This window comes from Marinibacterium sp. SX1 (genome assembly GCF_050389775.1).
GTDB lineage: Bacteria > Pseudomonadota > Alphaproteobacteria > Rhodobacterales > Rhodobacteraceae > Marinibacterium.
On sequence record NZ_CP177144.1, the window covers coordinates 2,696,525 to 2,713,852 of the forward strand.

Genomic DNA, 17,328 nt, shown 5'->3' on the forward strand with positions numbered 1-17,328 from the left:
AGCGGGGCCACATTCAGCGCGGTGACAATAGCGCACGATGTTGCGAGACGCTTGATCCTGTCCATCCCTGCCCACATGGTTGATGCCGAGGGGACCTTATCGCGGAGCGCGGGGCATGACAGGGGTGAAACGACTGATCGCGCTGGTCATTCTGGTGGCGGTTGCGGTGGGTGCATGGTTTTTGACCCGCCCGCCGGCCGGGGCCGACCTGTTGTTGAGCGATGTCCGGGCCACGCCCGGCGCCAGCGGTGGTGCCAGCGGTGCGGCCGGTGCCGGCGGGGCCGCGTCTCCCGGACCGGGCGCGGCCACGATCACCCTGGCCATCGCCAACAGCGGCGGGCCCGACCGCATGATCGCCGTGACCTCGCCGCTTGGCACCGCCGCCATCCGGTCCAGCGAGGGTGTCGACTGGCTGCCCATCCCGGCCGGCTCGGCCCCCGTCCTGTCGACCGATGGCGCCTGGATCACCCTGGCCCCCGATGCCACCCTGGCCGACGGCCAGCTGGTGCCCCTGACGCTGAGCTTCGAACGTGCCGGGCCGGTGACCACCCAGGCCCGGGTCACCGCCGCCGGGACCGGTGACGACCCCCATGCCGGCCATGCCATGCCGGGCATGGGTGATGCCGCGGCCAAAAGCCCGGCCACCGTCCAGGTGCCCCAGGACCGGCCCGTGCCCACCCTGTCGATCCAGGTCAGCCCCGATGGCGACCGCTGGGCCGTGCGGGTCGAGACCACCGATTTCACCTTCAACGAGGACATGGCCGACGGGCCGCATGTGCCCGGCGTGGGCCATGCCCATCTCTATCTCGACGGGGTCAAGCTGCAACGGCTCTATCACCGCGATGCCACGATCGGCGCCCTGCCACCGGGCAGCTACCTGGTGCGCGTGACGCTCAACACCAATGACCACCGGGTCTACATGCACAAGGGCGCGCCGATCAGCGCCACCGCCCGGATCGAGACCGACTAGCCGCCGGTCCCGCCGCCTCGCGCAGCGCTGCCGTCCTGCCCATCCCGCGGATTAACCGGCCGAAGGCCCCGCCGCACCGGCCGGCCGGCGGCTCAGTACGCCCGAGGCCAGGAAGACCCCGGCCGCCACCAGGCAGACCCCGAAGGCCTTCAGCGGGGTGACCTCTTCGCCCAGGAAGGCCGCCCCGCCCAGCAGCGCCAGGATCGGGGTCAGCGCGCCGAAGGCCGCCGTTTCCGCCGCGCCCAGCTGGCCCACGGCGTAGCCGAAGAGGAACATGGCCAGGATGCCGATGACAAAGCTCTGCATCACGATCATCCAGATGATGCCACCCCAGCTGGCCCCGGCAAAGCTCAGCTCGCCGCTGGCCAGCAGCAGCGGCGCGGCCAGCAGGGTGCCCCAGAACAGGCCGATGACCATGGCATGCAGGGCGCTCAGCCCGCTCTGGCGGAAGACCACGGTATAGATGCCCCAGCAGCCCGAGCCGGCCAGGAACATCAGGTGCCCGCGCCAGGCCCCGTCCTGGGCGCCGGCCACGATCTGCCAGAGGCTGACGATCATCGCCCCGGCCAGGATCATCGCGAGGCCCAGCCGGCGGCGCGGCCCGGGGACTTCGCCCATCAGCGCCCAGGCGGCCAGGGCCGTCCAGAAGGGCAGCATGCCCGGTGCCAGCGCCCCGCCATCGGAGGCCGGAGCATAGGCCAGCCCGCGCGAGACGACATAGGGAAAGACCGCGCTGGCCCCGAACATCAGGAACAGCCGGCGCGTCCACGAGACCGCGGGCGGCAGCACGCCCAGTTTCCACATCAGCGGGGCCAGGACCAGCGCGCCGGGCACGAGGCGCAGGAACAGCAGCTCTTCGACGGTGAAGGACGAGGTCACCGCGAAGCGCGTGACCAGCATGAAACTGGCCCAGATCGTGACGGTGGCGGCAGCGGCCAGCAGGCCGAGCGTGCGGTGGGCGGGCAGGGGCATTCGGGGGGCCTTTCGGAGGGCAGATCGCGATCGTCCGGGCAGGCCGGGCAATCGCGGCGATCAAAGGCCATCGCGCGGCCGGGCGCCAGCACAAAGGCGCGTTTTTCATATATGTGTCGCGCGGTCGTGACCTGTACGGGCCGGGATAAGGGCCGTGCCTTTGGGGCCGGGGGACAGGGACCGGCCCGTCAGTCCACGAAAACGGATGCCAAGCGACGCGGGATGGGCTTGTCGACCGATGCCAACGGTCGCCAATGGACGGGAAACCGACCCACCAACCCGCGCTATCGGACGCCAATCGGCAGCGGGCCGGCCCGGCGGACGCCAATTGACCGGACACCGACCCACGCCAGTACACACCGACAGACAGCACACCGACCCATCGGCCCGCCGAAACGGAAAAGGGCCGCCCGGTCGCCCGGACGGCCCCCTGTCACATGGATCGCAACGGCCTCAGCCGATGATGCCGTTCAGCGTGGCGCTGGGGCGCATGACGGCTGCGGTCTTGGCCGCATCCGCGTGGTAATAGCCCCCCAGGTCGGCCGCGCTGCCCTGGGCTGCGGCCAGTTCGCCGGTGATCTCGGCTTCCTTGGCGGCCAGGGCCTCGGCGATGGGCGCGAAATGGGTGGCCAAGGCGGCATCGTCGCCCTGTGCGGCCAGGGCTTCGGCCCAGTAGCGCGCGAACCAGTAGTGGCTGTCGCGGTTGTCGGGCTCGCCGACCTTGCGCGAGGGCGACCGGTTGTCGTCCAGGATGCCCTGCGTTGCCGCGTCGACGGCCTCGCCCAGCACCCGGGCCTTGGCGTTGTCACGCGCATCGGCCAGGAACTTCAGGCTTTCGCCCAGGGCACAGAATTCGCCCAGGCTGTCCCAGCGCAGGTGGTTTTCCTCGACCAGCTGCTGCACGTGCTTGGGCGCCGAGCCGCCGGCGCCGGTCTCGAACAGCCCGCCGCCCTGCATCAGCTTGACGATCGACAGCATCTTGGCCGAGGTCGCCAGTTCCAGGATCGGGAACAGGTCGGTCAGGTAGTCGCGCAGCACGTTGCCGGTGATGGCAATGCAGTTCTCGCCCTTGGTGATCGTCTCGAACGAGGCCCGCGTGGCTTCGCGCGGGGCCATGATCTCGAAGAGATCGGCCACGCCCTTTGCCTCGAGGATCGGCGTCACGTACTTGATCAGCTCGGCATCATGGGCGCGGGTTGCATCCAGCCAGAAGATCGCCCGGCAGCCTTCGGCCTTCTGGCGGTCGATGGCCAGGTTGACCCAATCCTCGATCGGCGCCTTGCGCGCGCTGGCCGAACGCCAGATGTCGCCGGCCTCGACCGCGTGCGAATGCAGCACGGTGCCATCGTCCAGGATCATCTTGACCGTGCCGGCCTGGGGGATCTCGAAGGTGGTCGGGTGGCTGCCGTATTCCTCGGCCTTCTGGGCCATCAGGCCGATGTTCTGAACGGTGCCGGCGGTGGCCGGGTTCAGCTTGCCGTTCTCCTTGAAGAAGGCGATCGTCTCGTCATAGACCGGCGCATAGGAATTGTCGGGGATGACGCAATTGGTGTCGGCTTCCTCGCCGGACGGACCCCAGCCCTTGCCGCCGCCACGGATCAGCGCGGGCATCGATGCGTCGATGATCACGTCCGACGGCACGTGCAGGTTGGTGATGCCCTTGTCGGAATTGACCATGTACATCGGCGGGCGCTCGGCGGTCACCGCCTCGATGGCGGCCATGATCTCGGCGTCGTCCTTGACGCGTTCCAGCAGGTCGCCCAGGCCGGAATTGGGGTTCACGCCCAGGGCCTTCATCTTGTCGCCGAACTGTTCGAAGACCGGCTTAAGCCAGGCCTTGACCGCATGGCCGAAGATGATCGGGTCCGAGACCTTCATCATCGTGGCCTTCATGTGCAGCGAGAACAGCGTGCCCTCGGCCTTGGTCTTGTCGATCTCGGCTTCGAGGAAGGCATCCAGCGCCTTGGCCGACATGAAGGTCGCATCGACCACGGTGCCGGCGGGATAGGACACGCCCTCTTTCAGGACGATCTCTTCACCGGATGCGGTTTCCAGCACGATCTTCGCGGTGGCGGCGGCGGGCAGGGTGGCCGACACCTCGTTCGAGAAGAAGTCGTTGCCGTCCATCGAGGCCACGCGGGTCTTGCTGTCGGCCGACCAGTCGCCCATGCGGTGGGGGTTGGCCTGGGCATAGGCCTTGACGGCCTTGGCCGCGCGGCGGTCCGAGTTGCCTTCGCGCAGGACCGGGTTCACGGCCGAACCCTTGATCGTGTCATAACGCGCGCGCACGTCCTTTTCGGCATCCGTCGCGGGCTCTTCGGGGTAGTCGGGCAGGGCATAGCCCTGGGCCTGCAGTTCCTTGATCGCCGCGACCAGCTGCGGCACCGACGCCGAGATGTTGGGCAGCTTGATCACGTTGGCCTGCGGGGTCTTCACCCATTCGCCGAGCGCGGCCAGGTCGTCGGAGATCTTCTGCTCGTCGGTCAGGAAATCCGGGAACGTCGCGATGATCCGCCCGGCCAGCGAGATGTCGCGGGTGTCCACGGTGACATCGGCGGCGCTGGCAAAGGCCTGGATGATCGGCAGGAGCGAGGCGCTGGCGAGCTCCGGGGCTTCGTCTACCGTGGTATACACAATATCCGGGAAGGTATCGTCGGCCATGTTCTGTTCCCTTTTTTCAACTTCGGGTGGCGTGGTCCTGCCGGTGCGTTGCGGCCCCGGGTGGGGCGGGCGGCGGGCAGGATGGATTGCGGTCTGTCTCGGCCCCGCTCTTATCGCCCGTGATCCATATTATCAATGTGACGCTTGGGGATGTTGGCGGTCACGGGCCGGTCGAAGCGCGGTTTTTCGCGGGAATGTCACGCCGGGCGGGCGCTTGTGATCACAAAAGCCGCGCGGCGAAGCGGGCCAGCGAGCGGGTGACCCGGTCGGTGTCGATGCCCCGGCCGATCAGCACGATGGTGCCATCGCGGGCGGGTGGTCTGTCGGGGGTGCCGTCGAGAGGGTCATTGGCAGGCACGTCGGGCAGGATCTCGGGCGGTTGGACATGGGTGCGGATGCCTTGCAGCAGCAGCCGGCCGGCGGGGGTGCGCAGGGTGCCCTTGACCCGCACGATGTCCTGGCCATGGGCGCTGAGCAGGGCCGAGAGCCAGACGGCGAAGGCGGCCCAGTCGAGCCCGTCGGGCAGGGTGATCTGGACCGGCAGGATGGGCGCGCCGTCCTGTTGGGCCAGGGGCAGCGGCGCGGCCGAGGGCATGTCGGGCAGGGCGGCAGGCTCGCCGCGGATGTCGGCGGTGATGGGGGCGGCCGGATTGAGACGGCGCAGGGTGGCCACGAGGCGGGCGGTGTCGGCCGGGGCGGCCAGGTCGGTCTTGGTCAGCACGAGGCGGTCGGCGGCCTCGACCTGGGCGCGGCCCAGCGGTTCGGCGGCCAGCTGGGCGGCGGCGTTCTGGGCATCGACCAGGACGATGGTCTCGGCCAGGGTGACGTGGAAGGCCAGCATGGGATCGGCGCGCAGGGCGGCGGCGATGGCCCCCGGATCGGCCAGGCCCGAGGTTTCCAGCACGGCCAGGCTCGTCCGCCCGTCCGGGCCGGCCTCGCGACTGCGCCGGTCGCAGAGGTCCCGCAGCGCATCGAGAAAGGCCGGGCACCCGGCGCAGCAGGCACAGCCGCCGGCCAGCAGGGTGACCGGATAGCGCCCGCCGAAGAGCGCGTCGTCGACGGCCAGCTCGGCGGCCTCGTTGATGATCAGCCGGGCGCCGGGGAAGGCTCCGGCGTAAAGCTGGTGGCGCAGCCAGGTCGACTTGCCGGCGCCCAGGTAGCCGCCGACGATGACCAGCCGCAGCCGGTCGGCGCCGGGATCAGGCGTCGCCAAGGAACCGGTCGTCCAGCGGGTCGATCGGCTGCCCGGCCATCTGCGCGGCCTCGGTCCAGACGGTATCGAAATCGGGCAGGATGCGCGTGGCCCCGGTGGCCGAGGACAGCTGCACCCCGGGCACGGCCCCGTCGTCGCGCGCGGTCAGCCCCCAGGCCCGCAGCAGGACCGTCGCCGCCTGCGCCCGCCGGAAGCGGGCGCGCATGCGGTCGCCGGGCGTGGGCGCCCCGGCCTCGGTCCAGTGACCGGGGGCCGCGGGAAACCCGCAGGACGAGCACATCAGATGACCTCGGGCCGCTTGTCGCTGTCGAAGGGATAGCGCGCGCGGAAATCGGCGGCGATGTCCTCGAAGGTCATCCATTCGACGCCCTCGTGGCCGTTCATGTATTCGATCAGCCGTTCCAGCATCAGCAGCACCTGCGGCCGGCCCGACACATCGGGATGGATGGTGAAGGCGAAGACGGCGTAATCCATCTCGCGGTAGACCCAGTCGAACTGGTCCTTCCACATCTGCTCGATGTCGCGCGGGCTGACAAAGCCGTGGCTGTTGGGCGATTTCTTGATGAACATCATCGGCGGCAGGTCGTCGGTGTACCAATTGGCCGCGATATCGACCAGGTCGACCTCCTTGCCGTGTTTCAGCGGCTTCATCCAGTCGCCGGCCTGCTTGGTGTAGTCGATCACCGTCCATTCATCGCCGACACGGGCATAGAACGGTTGAAAGTCGCGGTACATCTGGCTGTGATCATAGGAAAAACCGTGCTTGGCCAGAAGCGCGGCCGTGGCGTTCGACATTTCCCACCAGGGCGCGACATAGCCCCGCGGAGCCTTGCCCGTCAGCCCTTCGATCAGCTCGATCGACTTGACCAGCACGTCCTCTTCCTGGGTCGGGGTCATGGCCACGGGGTTTTCATGCATGTAGCCGTGGGCGCCGACCTCGTGGCCGCCATCGACGATCATCTTCATCTGGTCGGGGAAGGTTTCCAGCGAATGGCCGGGGATGAAGAAGGTCGTCTGCAGGTCGTATTTCTTGAACAGCCGCAGCAGGCGCGGGATGCCGACCTCGGTGGCGAAGATGCCGCGCTGGATGTCCGACGGGCTGTCGCCGCCGCCATAGGATCCGATCCAGCCGGCGACCGAGTCGATGTCGGTGCCGAAGGCGCACATGATTTTCTTGGGCATGGGGGATCTCCGTTGGTTATTCGGCGGGCGGGATGGCGCCGGTGCGTTCCACGATCAGCCCGTAATGTTCGGGCCGGCGGTGGATCTCGAAATTGAACACCGTCTCGCGATAGATCCGGCCGGCATCCAGGTCGCACTTGGCGGTGATCACCTCGTCTTCCATGGTGATCGCCTGGGCGACGATCTCGCCCGAAGGCGCCACGATGACCGACTGGCCGCCCATGACCGAGCCTTCCTCGTTGCCGCATTTGGCCGTGCCGACGACCCAGGTGGCATTCTGGTAGGCGCCGGCCTGCATCGACAGGTGGTTGTGGAACAGGGTCAGCGCATCGGCGGCCGGCTCAAGCGCGTGGCCGAAGGGCGTGTTGTAACCCAGCATGACCATTTCCACGCCCTGCAGGCCCATGACGCGGTAGGTCTCGGGCCAGCGGCGGTCGTTGCAGATGGCCATGCCCATGACACCGCCAAAGCCGCGATAGACCGGGAACCCCATGTCGCCGGGTTCGAAATAGCGTTTCTCGAGGTGCTGGAAATCGCGCCCGGGCTGGGGCTCGGCATGGCCGGGCAGATGGACCTTGCGGTAGCTGCCGATGATCGTGCCGGTCTGGTCGACCAGGATCGCCGTGTTGAACCGGCGCTTGACGCCGTCGATGACGGTCAGCTCGGCATAGCCCAGGTAGAACCCGATGCCCAGGCGGGCGGCTTCCTCGAAGAGCGGCCGGGTCTCGGGGCCGGGCATCTCGCGTTCGTAATAGCTGTCCAGCTCGGCCTCGTCCTCGATCAGCCAGCGCGGGAAGAAGGTGGTCAGGGCCAGTTCGGGAAAGACCACCAGTTCGCAGCCGCGGCCCTTGGCCTCGCGCATCATCTCGATCAGGCGGCGGACGGTGTCCTTGCGTGTCTCGGATTTCGCGATCGGGCCCATCTGGGCCGAGGCGGTCATGACGTAACGTGGCATCGGGTGGTTCCTTTCAGGCCGTCAGGCCCATGAGTGTCCGGGCGAACCCGGTTGCGGCGGCCACCCCGTCGATCACCGGGACGCCATGGTCCCGCGACAGGTCGGCGGCTAGATCTGCCATGCCGGCGCAGCCCAGCACGATGGCGCCGGCGCCATCCTCGGCAATGGCGCGGGCGATCTCGGCCGAGACCTTGCCGCGCGCGTCCGAGCCGGGCTTTTCCAGGTCCAGCACCGGCACGTCCGAGGCACGCACCCGCAGGCAATGCCCGGCCAGGCCGTAATCGACCAGGTTCTGTTCCAGCACCGGCACCGAAACCGACAGCGTGGTCACGACCGAGAATTTCCGGCCCATCAGGATGGCGGCATGATAGCCCGCCTCGCCGATGCCGATGACCGGGATGTCGGTGATCTTGCGGGCGTCGAACAGGGCGGTGTCGTCGAAACAGGCGATGACCGCGGCCTGGGCGCCGTCGGCCACGGCCCGCTCCAGCTCGGCCAGCAGGTGGGGCGCGGCGGCCTCACCATCGGCCGGACCCTGGATCGAGGCCGGGCTGCCGGCGCAGGTGCGGCCCTCGATCACCACGCCCGGCCCGGCCACGGCCCGGGCGGCATCGGCAATCTTGAGCGTCATCGAGACCGTGGAATTGGGATTGATGACGGCGATCTTCATGGGGGTCACACCATGCCCTTGCCGGCATCCGACGCACGCCTTGCCCGGCGTTTCTGCGAGACCATGGCAATGACCAGGAACGTGCCGATGACGAGGAACGAGAAGATCGTCGTCAGCGTGCCGAGCGCATAGATCACCGGCGTGGTGACATTGGTCGTCATGCCGTAGATTTCCAGCGGCAGCGTGTTGCGCGAGCCGGCGGTCAGCAGGGTGCGGGCGAATTCGTCATAGCTGAGCGTGAACCCGAAGAGGGCCACGCCGATCAGCGACGGCGCGATCAGCGGCAGCACGATATGGGCAAAGACCTGCCACGGATTGGCGCCCTGGTCGCGGGCGGCCTCTTCGAAGGACGGGTCAAAGCGGTTGAACACGGCGAACATGATCAGCAGGCCGAAGGGCAGGGTCCAGGTCAGCTGGGCGCCGAAACCGGAGGTGGTCCAGTGGACTTCCCAGCCGAGGATCTGGCTGAACAGCAGGCCGACGCCCAGCGAGACCAGGATCGACGGGATCACCAGCGAGGCGATGATGACATAGAACAGCACCGTCGAGCCGGGGAAGCGATGGCGGAAGGCCAGCCCGCCCATGACCGACAGCACGACCGTCGTGGTCATGACCATCATGCCCAGGGCAAAGCTGCGCCGGAACGACCCCCAGATGTCGCCCACGGCCTGTTCCTGGAACAATTCGCGGAACCAGTGCAGCGACACGCCGCGCATCGGGAAGGTCAGCCCGCCATCGGGGCCCTGGAAGCTGAGGATGCCGATGGTCAGCGTCGGCCCGTAGAGGAACAGGACAAAAAGCGCGAAGACGGCGGTCAGCACGTAGAAGGACGGGGGGCGTTTGCCGTCATTCATGTCACAGCTCCTTGCGGATATCGACGAAGCGCAGCATCACGGCGACCATGATCAGCACGGTGATCAGCAGGACGACGGCCGTGGCCGCGGCGCTGGGATAGGCCAGCAGCGAGATGTCGTTGGAAATCAGCCGGCCGACATTGGCGATCTGCGACCCGGACATGAAGCGCACGGTGATGAAATCGCCCATGACCAGGGTGATCACGAAGATCGAACCGATCATCATGCCCGGCTTGCACAGCGGGATGATGACATTGGTCAGGATCTGGAACCCCGAGGCCCCGGCGTCATAGGCCGCTTCGATCAGCGACTTGTCGATGCGCATCATGGTGTTGAAGATCGGCACGACCATGAACAGCGTGTAGAGATGCACGAAGGCGAGCGTCACGGAGAATTCGGAATAGAGCAGCCATTCCAGCGGCGCGCTGGTCAGGCCCAGGTCCATCAGCGTCTGGTTGGCGATGCCGTTGCGGCCCAGGAACGGGATCCACGAGATCATGCGGATGATGTTCGAGGTCCAGAACGGGATCGTGCACAGCAGGAACAGCGCGATCTGCCAGGTCAGCGAGCGGATGTGGAAGGTCAGGTAATAGGCCACCGTGAACCCGACCACCAGGGTGATGATCCAGGTCATGAAGGCGAATTTCAGCGTCTTGAGAAACACCGTGTAAGTGACTGAAGAGCCGAGAAGATAATCGTAGTTGTCCCAGATGAAATCGGGATAGATCGTAAAGCTGGTCGAGCCCCAGAAGCTGACCGAGACGATCATCGCGATGGGCGCCAGCAGGAAGAACGCCAGCACGAGCGTCACCGGCGTGGCCAGCGCCCAGCTGGTGAACCCGTCGGTCATGAGACGGCGAAGTAGGCTCGGCCGGGCGGAGGCCGCCCCCCCCGAGGGGGGGACGGACCCATTCGCGACCGTCTGGTCTGATGCGGTCATGTGCGGATCACGATGCGATGAATTCGTTCCATTTGCGGACCATGTACTGGTTTTCGTCCATGACGGCGTTCCAGCACGCGACCGACCCCATGCGGTCGTAGAACGACCCGCCGTCGCGGACGGCGCCGGCGTCTTCCATCTTGACGCCCTGCGGGTTGAGGATCTCGCCTTCGGCCGGCTTGCCCTCGAACCAATAGCCCCATTCGTCGGCGCTCATGAATTCCTTCGAGGTTTCCGGCACGGCCGAGTAATAGCCCTGGCGCATCAGGAAGCCGCCGACCCAGCCCGACAGGTACCAGTTGAGGTATTCGTAGGCCGCTTCCAATTCCAGGCCCGACAGCGCGGCCGACAGGCCGATGCCGCCACCCCAGGAGCGATAGCCCTCTTCCAGCGGCTGGTAGACGCAGGGGATGCCCTGCGAGCGCACGGCGGTGATGGCCGGCGACCACATCGACTGGATCACAACCTCGCCCGAGGCCATCAGGTTGACGCTTTCGTCGAAGGTCTTCCAGAAGGCGCGGAACTGGCCGTTCTTCTTGGCTTCGGTGAAGATCGCGATGGTCTGGTCGATCTCGTCGCGGGTCATGTTGCCCTTGTCGCCATAGCTGATCTCGCCCATCGATTCACAGACCATGGCCATGTCCATGATGCCGATCGACGAAATGTCGAGGATCGAGGCCTTGCCGGCGAACTCGGGGTTCAGCAGTTCCGACCAGTTGTTGATCGGGCGGCCGATCAGGTCGGGGCGGATGCCCAGCGTGTCGGCGTTGTAGATCGTCGGGATCAGGGTCATGAACCCGGTTTCCTCGGCCGAGAATTCCTTGCCGTCGACGCCTTCGACAAAGCCCACGGTGTGGGGCGCGGTGCCCTGGGCGATGGTCGATTCCGGGGTCAGCTTGCCGTCCTTGAAGATGCCGACGATCTTGTCGTAATTGGCGATCTTGCTGACATCCATGGCCTGCAGGTTGCCCACCGGCCAGACCTTTTTACAGATCCAGTATTCGATGTCGGCGATGTCGAACGACCCGGGCTGGGTAGCCACGCGCTGTGCAACGGCATCGGAATCCAGCGCCGTCATTTCCAGCGTGAAGCCAAGGTCTTCCTTCACCTTCTGGGCGATCTCGTTGAAGGCCGAAACACCGGTGCCGGCCTGGCGCAGGGTGATGTCCTTGATGTTCTGCGCCCAGATCATCGGCGCGCCGAGGGTCGAGGCCGCGGTGGCCGTTGCAGTGGCCGCGGCGCCTTTCAGGACCGCGCGGCGGCTGATGCCGGCCTTCTTGGTGGTTTCAGACATGGAAGAACTCCTCTGTTGGATTTTGGTGGCCATCGGTCCGGCGGTCAGGCCGACAGCGGATGCAGGTCGCCCGGGGCCCAGCCGGCGCGAAAGGCGCCGCCGGGCTCGAACGGCGCGGCATAGAAGGTCTCTTCGGGAACCATGGCGGTGATGGCGCTGTCGTCGGGCATGGCCAGCGAGACGGCGACATGGGTGCCGAGGAATTCGACCGAGGTCACGTTGGCATCGACGCCATCCTCGCCATCGGCGACAAGGCGCACCCGGTCCGAGCGGATCGCATAGGGCTTGCCGTCCAGCGTGATGACGTTGTGGCCGCCCAGGAACTTGGCCACGAATTCGGTCTTGGGCGCGTTGAATACCTCACGCGCGGGGCCGGCCTGTTCGATGACGGCATTGTTCATGACCACCACCTCGTCGGCCAGCGCCAGGGCCTCGTCCTGGCCGTGGGTGACGTGGATGAAGGTGATGCCCAGCTCGCGCTGCATCGATTTCAGCTCGGCCCGCATGCGGATGCGCAGGAAGGGGTCCAGCGCCGAGAGCGGTTCGTCCAGCAGCAGGACCTGGGGGTCGGTGATCAGGGCGCGGGCCAGGGCGGCGCGCTGTTGCTGGCCGCCGGACAATTGCGCGGGCAGGCGGTCGGCCAGGGCGTCCAGGCTGACCAGCTCCAGCATCTTGTGGGCCTTGGCATGACGTTCGGCCTTGTCGACATGTTTCATCTTCAGGCTGAAGGCCACGTTGTCCAGGACGGTCATGTGCGGGAACAGCGCATAGCTCTGGAACATCATCGCCGTGCCGCGCCGGGCCGGGGGCAGGTGGGCAATGTCCTTGCCGTTCAGTACGATGGCGCCGTCGCTGACGCTTTCATGCCCGGCGATCATGCGCAGGGTCGATGACTTGCCGCAGCCCGACGGGCCCAGGAGGCAGGCATAGGTGCCCTGGTGAAACAGATGCGACACGGCATCGACGGCCACCACGTCACCATAGCGTTTGGTCACCGACACCAGTTCAAGGTCGAGCGGATTGCGCACTGAACATCCCCATTTCGTCTTTTACCGCGTGAGCCGCGATGGCCCGGTTTCTCTTGCCCAAGCGGGTCCCGTCCATGACTTCGCCCGTCACGATCAAGTTGACCAGAAAAAATGCCTCAAAAATAGTCTGCGGTTCCGTGGTGTCCTGATTTTTGTGCAGGTGGCGGGCGTTCGCCGGGGTGCCGGGGGCGGAACGGCGGCGATCTGTGCAAACGGCGCCCAGAATCGCGGATTGGCGGCGGATGGCATGCGGCGCCGGGTTGTCCGGCTGCCCGAGAAGGCGGCAGCCTGCCTGCCAACTGGGCATCGGTGCGGGCGATCTATCGGATTGACCGCCGTTTTGATATACAATCCTCGGATGATTGTCGGCAAACAGGCAGAATCCGCGCGTGACAACAAGGGTGAGACTTTCATGAAAACCATTGGCGTCGATGTGGGCGGCACGTTCACCGACCTCGTCTATTGCAACCTCGAAACCGGTGCGCTGGCCATTCACAAGGTCTCGACCACGCCGGATGATCCCTCGCGCGGGGTGATGCAGGGGGTGCGCGAGATCTGCGAACAAAACGGCGTGTCCCCGGCCGAGATTTCCAACGTGTTCCACGGCACCACCACGGCGACCAACGCGGCGCTCGAAGGCAAGGGCGCGGTGACCGGGATGATCACCAACGACGGGTTCCGCGACATCATCCACATCGGCCGCCACCAGCGGCCGCAGCATTACTCGATCCAGCAGGACATTCCCTGGCAGGCCCGGCCGCTGGTCAAGCGCCGCCACCGCAAGACGGTGGGCGGCCGGCTGGTGCCGCCCAGCGGACAGGAGCTGGAGCCGCTGGACGAGGCCGGCGTGCGCCAGGCGGCCGAAGAGCTGAAGGCCGCAGGCGTTGAATCGGTGGCCATCTGTTTCCTCTTTTCCTACCTCAACCCGGCGCATGAGCTGCGTGCCAAGGAGATCGTCGAAGAGGTCATGCCCGAGGCCTTCGTGACGACCTCGGCGCTGGTCTCGCCGCAATTCCGCGAGTTCGAACGCTTTACCACGGCCTCGCTGGCGGCCTTTGTCGGGCCCAAGGTCAAGAAGTACATCGCCGACCTGGGCGCCGCGCTGCACTCGCTGGGCGTCAAGGGCGAGCTGCGGATCATGGCCTCGAACGGCGGGGCATCGACGCCGGCGATGGTGTCCGAGAAACCGGCCCTGACGCTGCTGTCGGGCCTGGCCGCCGGCGTGCTGGGCGGCGGCTGGATCGGCGCGCAATGCGGGCGCGACCGGCTGATCACCTTCGACATCGGCGGGACGTCGGCCGATATCGGCATCGTCGTCGACGGCCAATGCGCCGAGGCCGATGCCCGTTCGACCGAGATCGCCGGGTTCCCGTTGCTGCAACCGATGCTCGACATCCACACGATCGGTGCCGGCGGCGGGTCGATCGCCCATGTCGACCGGGGCGGGGCGTTTCGCGTCGGGCCGCAATCGGCCGGCGCCGTGCCTGGCCCGGCAGCCTATGGCCGGGGCGGCACGCTGCCCACGGTGACCGATGCCAACCTGGTGCTGGGCCGGCTGGACCCCGAGGATTTCCTGGGCGGGGCGATGAAGCTGGACCCGGAGGCCGCCGAACGGGCCGTGGCCGCCTTTGCCGACACCGTCGGCATGTCGCTGCACGAGGCCGCCGAGGGCATCCTGACCATCGTCAATGCCAACATGGCCAATGCCATCCGGTCGCGCACGGTGCAAAAGGGCATCGACCCGCGCGGCTTTGCGCTGGTGGCCATGGGCGGGGCCGGCCCGCTGTCGGGGGCCGAGGTCGCCCGCATGCTGTCCATCCCCGAGGTCCTGGTGCCGCCCTATCCGGGCATCACCTCGGCCATGGGGCTGCTGACGACCGATCTGAAATACGACGCCATCCGCACCCAGTTCCAGGTGTCGGGCGATATCGACACCGACCGGCTGGCCCGCGACCTGGATGCCATGCAGGCCGACCTGACCGCCCGGTTCGATGCCGATGACGTGCCGATGGACAGCCGGGGTTATCAGCGCCTGGGCGATCTGCGCTATGTCGGGCAGGGCTACGAGCTGCGCGTGCCCATCGGCGACGGGCCGGTCGATGCGGCGATGCTGGCCCGGCTGTGGGAGGATTTCCATGCCGCCCATGCCCGCGAATACGGCCATGCCTTTGCCGACAGCCCGATCGAGCTGGTCAATGTCCGGCTGGTCGGCACCGCCACGCTGCCCAAGCTCGAAGCCCTGTCGGCGCCCGAGGGCGGGTCGCTCGATGCCGCGCTGGTGCGCACCAAACCGTCGATCTTCCGCACCGATGCCGGGCTGCAGACGTTCGAGACCCCGGTCTATCGCCGCGACAGGTTGCCGGTCTCGACGCCCTTCGATGGCCCGGCGATCCTGTTGCAGACCGACAGCACCACCGTCGTGCCCCCCGGCGCGGTGGCCGAGATCCATCCTTCGGGCAGCATATTGATGAGACTGGGAGAAACCCAATGACCAAATCCGTCGATCCTGTCACGGCGGCCGTCATCCAGGGCGCGCTGGAAAACATCGCGGTCGAGATGGGCCACAAGCTGATGCGCATGTCCTATTCGTCGATCATCCGCGAATCCGAGGATTTCGGTGCGGCCCTGACCGATGCCGAAGGCCGGCAGATGTGCGAATGCAAGATGTCGACGCCCCTGCAATCGGGGCCGATCCCGGGCTACATCGCCAATATCCTCAAGGTCATGGCCGAGCGCGGCGAAGAGATCCGCGAAGGCGACGTGATCATGCACAACGACCCCTATGGCGGGGCGTCGCACGGGCCCGACGTGGCCTTTTGCATCCCGGTTTTCCACGAGGGGGCGCTGATCGGCTGGTCGGCCACCACGGCGCATCACCTGGATATCGGGGCGCTCACGCCCGGGTCCTGCGGGATTGTGGATGCGGTCGACACCTATGCCGAGGGGCTGCAGTTCAAGGCGATCAAGGTCTTCGACGAGGGCCGGCGGGTCGATGCGGTCTGGCATATCCTGCGGGCCAACATCCGGGCGGCCGACATGGTCGTGGGCGACATGGAAGCCCAGATCGAGGCCGGGCGCATCGGCGCGGCGCGGTTCCTGGCGCTGGTCGAAGGCTATGGCCACGACACGGTCGTCGCGGCCTTTGAAGAGCTGATGGATTACTCGGAACGGCTGATGCGCGCGGCCATCGCCGATATCCCCGATGGCGATTACACGGCCGAAACCCGGATCGACGGCTATCTCGATCATCCCGATCCGACCAAGCGCGAGCTGGCCATCGTGGCCACGGTGCGGGTGCGGGGCGATACGCTGACCGTCGACCTGACCGGCACCGCGCCCCAGGTCGACGACAAGCCGATCAACATGCCGCTGGTCGGCACGGTCGATTGCGCGATCTGGCTGACCATCCGCTCGATCCTGCTGGACAGCGCGCTTTACGGCGAGATCCCGCAGAATGCCGGGCTGACCCGGCCGATCGGCATCGTGGCACCCGAGGGCACGCTGGCCAACCCGACCTTCCCGGCCCCGGTCATCGCCCGGTTCTGCCCGGGCAACCAGCTGGCCGACACGGTGATGAAAGCCCTGGCCCAGGTGGTGCCCGAGAAGGTCTCGGCCGGCATCGGCAACCTGCGGGTCGTGGCGATTTCGGGCATGAAGGGCGGCCAGCACTGGGTGCACATGGAGATCATGGAAGGCGCCTATGGCGGGCGGCATGACAAGGACGGGATGGATGCCGTCGACACGCTCTATGCCAACACGCGCAACAACCCGATCGAGGACATCGAAAGCCATATCCCGGTGCGCATCGAAGCCTACGAGCTGCGCGAGGATCGCATGGCCGCGGGCGAGAACCGCGGCGGGCTGGGAGCGACCCGGGTGTTCCGGTTCCTCGAGGATGCGGGGATCTCGATCGAGGGCGAAGGCCACCGGTTCCGGCCCTGGGGCTTTGACGGGGGCGATGACGGCCAGGTGGCCGTGCTGACCCTCGATCCGGCCGAGGGCGAGGACGTGGCCCTGCCGTCCAAGCTGCCCTACAAGCGGGTGCGGGCAGGCGACAGCCTGGTGGCCCAGGGGCCCTGCGGCGGGGGGTATGGCAATCCGTTGCTCCGCGATCCGGCGCTGGTTCTGGATGACGTGCTCGACGATCTGCTCAGCCCGGAAACGGCGCGCAGGGATTACGGCGTGGTCATTGCCGGCGGTGCGGTGGATGCCGGGGCAACGGCGGCCGAACGCGCGTCGCGCGGGGGCTGATCGATTTTCTGAGACTCAGAAAATCGGGCGGCGCGGGGCGTCGCCCGATGGCTGAGGGTGTGTCGTTGGACGGTTGGGGCACAGGGTGAGTCGCCAAGGCGCCTGGTGAGGCGGGACCATGTGAAGGGGTGGCCAGGCGGTACAACGCGGTTGGACCCTGACTGAGGGCACGTCGCGAAAGGGCCAGAACGAAGCGAATGTCTTTGTAAAACCCGGATGAATTTGGAAAGCCGGGACAAAGGGCACAACGCGAATAGATCCAGACAAAGGAAATGTCGCGCAAGGCCGATACGGAAGACACGTCGTCAACCGGCCCGGACAGACAACACGTCCTCAAC

Annotated in this window: 15 protein-coding genes; 3 read left to right on the forward strand and 12 right to left on the reverse strand. The window is 66.9% G+C overall.

Translation table 11 applies throughout. The annotated features are described in order from the left end of the window. Positions 1-115 precede the first annotated feature (115 nt). Complete coding sequence (locus ACK3BB_RS12090; RefSeq protein WP_428924895.1) at positions 116-970, forward strand: hypothetical protein; 855 nt, start codon at positions 116-118, stop codon at positions 968-970. Positions 971-1,021: 51 nt separating this feature from the next. Here ACK3BB_RS12090 and ACK3BB_RS12095 read toward each other — a convergent pair whose 3' ends face one another. The 12 genes from ACK3BB_RS12095 to ACK3BB_RS12150 form a co-directional block, all read right to left on the reverse strand. Further along, entirely contained in the window at positions 1,022-1,942 is a 921-nt protein-coding gene (locus ACK3BB_RS12095) for a DMT family transporter (protein ID WP_428924896.1), read from the reverse strand. Positions 1,943-2,395: 453 nt separating this feature from the next. Further along, positions 2,396-4,603 (reverse strand): NADP-dependent isocitrate dehydrogenase, encoded by a 2,208-nt coding sequence (locus ACK3BB_RS12100; protein WP_428924897.1) that lies wholly within the window; start codon positions 4,601-4,603, stop codon positions 2,396-2,398. 220 nt (positions 4,604-4,823) lie between these two features. Further along, a complete protein-coding gene (locus ACK3BB_RS12105; protein ID WP_428924898.1) occupies positions 4,824-5,816 on the reverse strand; it encodes a CobW family GTP-binding protein in 993 nt (330 codons plus the stop codon). After that, a complete protein-coding gene (locus tag ACK3BB_RS12110) occupies positions 5,803-6,096 on the reverse strand; it encodes a hypothetical protein (protein ID WP_428924899.1) in 294 nt (97 codons plus the stop codon). Before ACK3BB_RS12110 ends, ACK3BB_RS12105 begins: the two co-directional genes overlap by 14 nt. Beyond that, positions 6,096-6,998 (reverse strand): polysaccharide deacetylase family protein, encoded by a 903-nt coding sequence (locus ACK3BB_RS12115; protein ID WP_428924900.1) that lies wholly within the window; start codon positions 6,996-6,998, stop codon positions 6,096-6,098. The genes ACK3BB_RS12110 and ACK3BB_RS12115 overlap by 1 nt, the downstream gene beginning before the upstream one ends. 16 nt (positions 6,999-7,014) lie before the next feature. Continuing rightward, positions 7,015-7,953, reverse strand: coding sequence for an N-carbamoyl-D-amino-acid hydrolase (locus ACK3BB_RS12120; protein WP_428924901.1), 939 nt, complete (start codon positions 7,951-7,953; stop codon positions 7,015-7,017). Between the two features lie 13 nt (positions 7,954-7,966). After that, entirely contained in the window at positions 7,967-8,623 is a 657-nt protein-coding gene (locus ACK3BB_RS12125) for an aspartate/glutamate racemase family protein (protein ID WP_428924902.1), read from the reverse strand. Positions 8,624-8,628: 5 nt separating this feature from the next. After that, entirely contained in the window at positions 8,629-9,477 is an 849-nt protein-coding gene (locus ACK3BB_RS12130; RefSeq protein WP_428924903.1) for an ABC transporter permease, read from the reverse strand. Between the two features lies 1 nt (position 9,478). Further along, positions 9,479-10,327, reverse strand: a complete 849-nt coding sequence (locus ACK3BB_RS12135; RefSeq protein ID WP_428924904.1) for an ABC transporter permease — start codon at positions 10,325-10,327, stop codon at positions 9,479-9,481. Positions 10,328-10,424: 97 nt separating this feature from the next. Next, a complete protein-coding gene (locus tag ACK3BB_RS12140; RefSeq protein WP_428924905.1) occupies positions 10,425-11,711 on the reverse strand; it encodes an ABC transporter substrate-binding protein in 1,287 nt (428 codons plus the stop codon). Between the two features lie 44 nt (positions 11,712-11,755). Then, a complete protein-coding gene (locus ACK3BB_RS12145; protein WP_428924906.1) occupies positions 11,756-12,739 on the reverse strand; it encodes an ABC transporter ATP-binding protein in 984 nt (327 codons plus the stop codon). After that, positions 12,717-13,046 (reverse strand): hypothetical protein, encoded by a 330-nt coding sequence (locus ACK3BB_RS12150; protein ID WP_428924907.1) that lies wholly within the window; start codon positions 13,044-13,046, stop codon positions 12,717-12,719. The genes ACK3BB_RS12145 and ACK3BB_RS12150 overlap by 23 nt, the downstream gene beginning before the upstream one ends. A 105-nt stretch (positions 13,047-13,151) precedes the next feature. Here ACK3BB_RS12150 and ACK3BB_RS12155 point away from each other — a divergent pair, with 105 nt between their 5' ends. Further along, the gene (locus tag ACK3BB_RS12155; RefSeq protein ID WP_428924908.1) at positions 13,152-15,230 is read left to right on the forward strand and encodes a hydantoinase/oxoprolinase family protein; all 2,079 of its coding nucleotides are present in this window, start codon (positions 13,152-13,154) and stop codon (positions 15,228-15,230) included. Then, positions 15,227-16,990, forward strand: a complete 1,764-nt coding sequence (locus tag ACK3BB_RS12160; protein ID WP_428924909.1) for a hydantoinase B/oxoprolinase family protein — start codon at positions 15,227-15,229, stop codon at positions 16,988-16,990. The genes ACK3BB_RS12155 and ACK3BB_RS12160 overlap by 4 nt, the downstream gene beginning before the upstream one ends. The last annotated feature ends 338 nt before the right edge of the window (positions 16,991-17,328 follow it).

What these genes read in the sequence shown, in the direction of transcription:
- ACK3BB_RS12155 (WP_428924908.1), top strand. Translation starts at nt 13,152, where the DNA reads ATGAAAACCATTGGCGTCGATGTGGGCGGCACGTTCACCGACCTCGTC.
- ACK3BB_RS12115 (WP_428924900.1), bottom strand. Translation starts at nt 6,998, where the DNA reads ATGCCCAAGAAAATCATGTGCGCCTTCGGCACCGACATCGACTCGGTC.
- ACK3BB_RS12125 (WP_428924902.1), bottom strand. Translation starts at nt 8,623, where the DNA reads ATGAAGATCGCCGTCATCAATCCCAATTCCACGGTCTCGATGACGCTC.
- ACK3BB_RS12130 (WP_428924903.1), bottom strand. Translation starts at nt 9,477, where the DNA reads ATGAATGACGGCAAACGCCCCCCGTCCTTCTACGTGCTGACCGCCGTC.
- ACK3BB_RS12120 (WP_428924901.1), bottom strand. Translation starts at nt 7,953, where the DNA reads ATGCCACGTTACGTCATGACCGCCTCGGCCCAGATGGGCCCGATCGCG.
- ACK3BB_RS12160 (WP_428924909.1), top strand. Translation starts at nt 15,227, where the DNA reads ATGACCAAATCCGTCGATCCTGTCACGGCGGCCGTCATCCAGGGCGCG.
- ACK3BB_RS12095 (WP_428924896.1), bottom strand. Translation starts at nt 1,942, where the DNA reads ATGCCCCTGCCCGCCCACCGCACGCTCGGCCTGCTGGCCGCTGCCGCC.
- ACK3BB_RS12110 (WP_428924899.1), bottom strand. Translation starts at nt 6,096, where the DNA reads ATGTGCTCGTCCTGCGGGTTTCCCGCGGCCCCCGGTCACTGGACCGAG.
- ACK3BB_RS12090 (WP_428924895.1), top strand. Translation starts at nt 116, where the DNA reads ATGACAGGGGTGAAACGACTGATCGCGCTGGTCATTCTGGTGGCGGTT.
- ACK3BB_RS12140 (WP_428924905.1), bottom strand. Translation starts at nt 11,711, where the DNA reads ATGTCTGAAACCACCAAGAAGGCCGGCATCAGCCGCCGCGCGGTCCTG.
- ACK3BB_RS12135 (WP_428924904.1), bottom strand. Translation starts at nt 10,327, where the DNA reads ATGACCGACGGGTTCACCAGCTGGGCGCTGGCCACGCCGGTGACGCTC.
- ACK3BB_RS12150 (WP_428924907.1), bottom strand. Translation starts at nt 13,046, where the DNA reads ATGCCCAGTTGGCAGGCAGGCTGCCGCCTTCTCGGGCAGCCGGACAAC.
- ACK3BB_RS12100 (WP_428924897.1), bottom strand. Translation starts at nt 4,603, where the DNA reads ATGGCCGACGATACCTTCCCGGATATTGTGTATACCACGGTAGACGAA.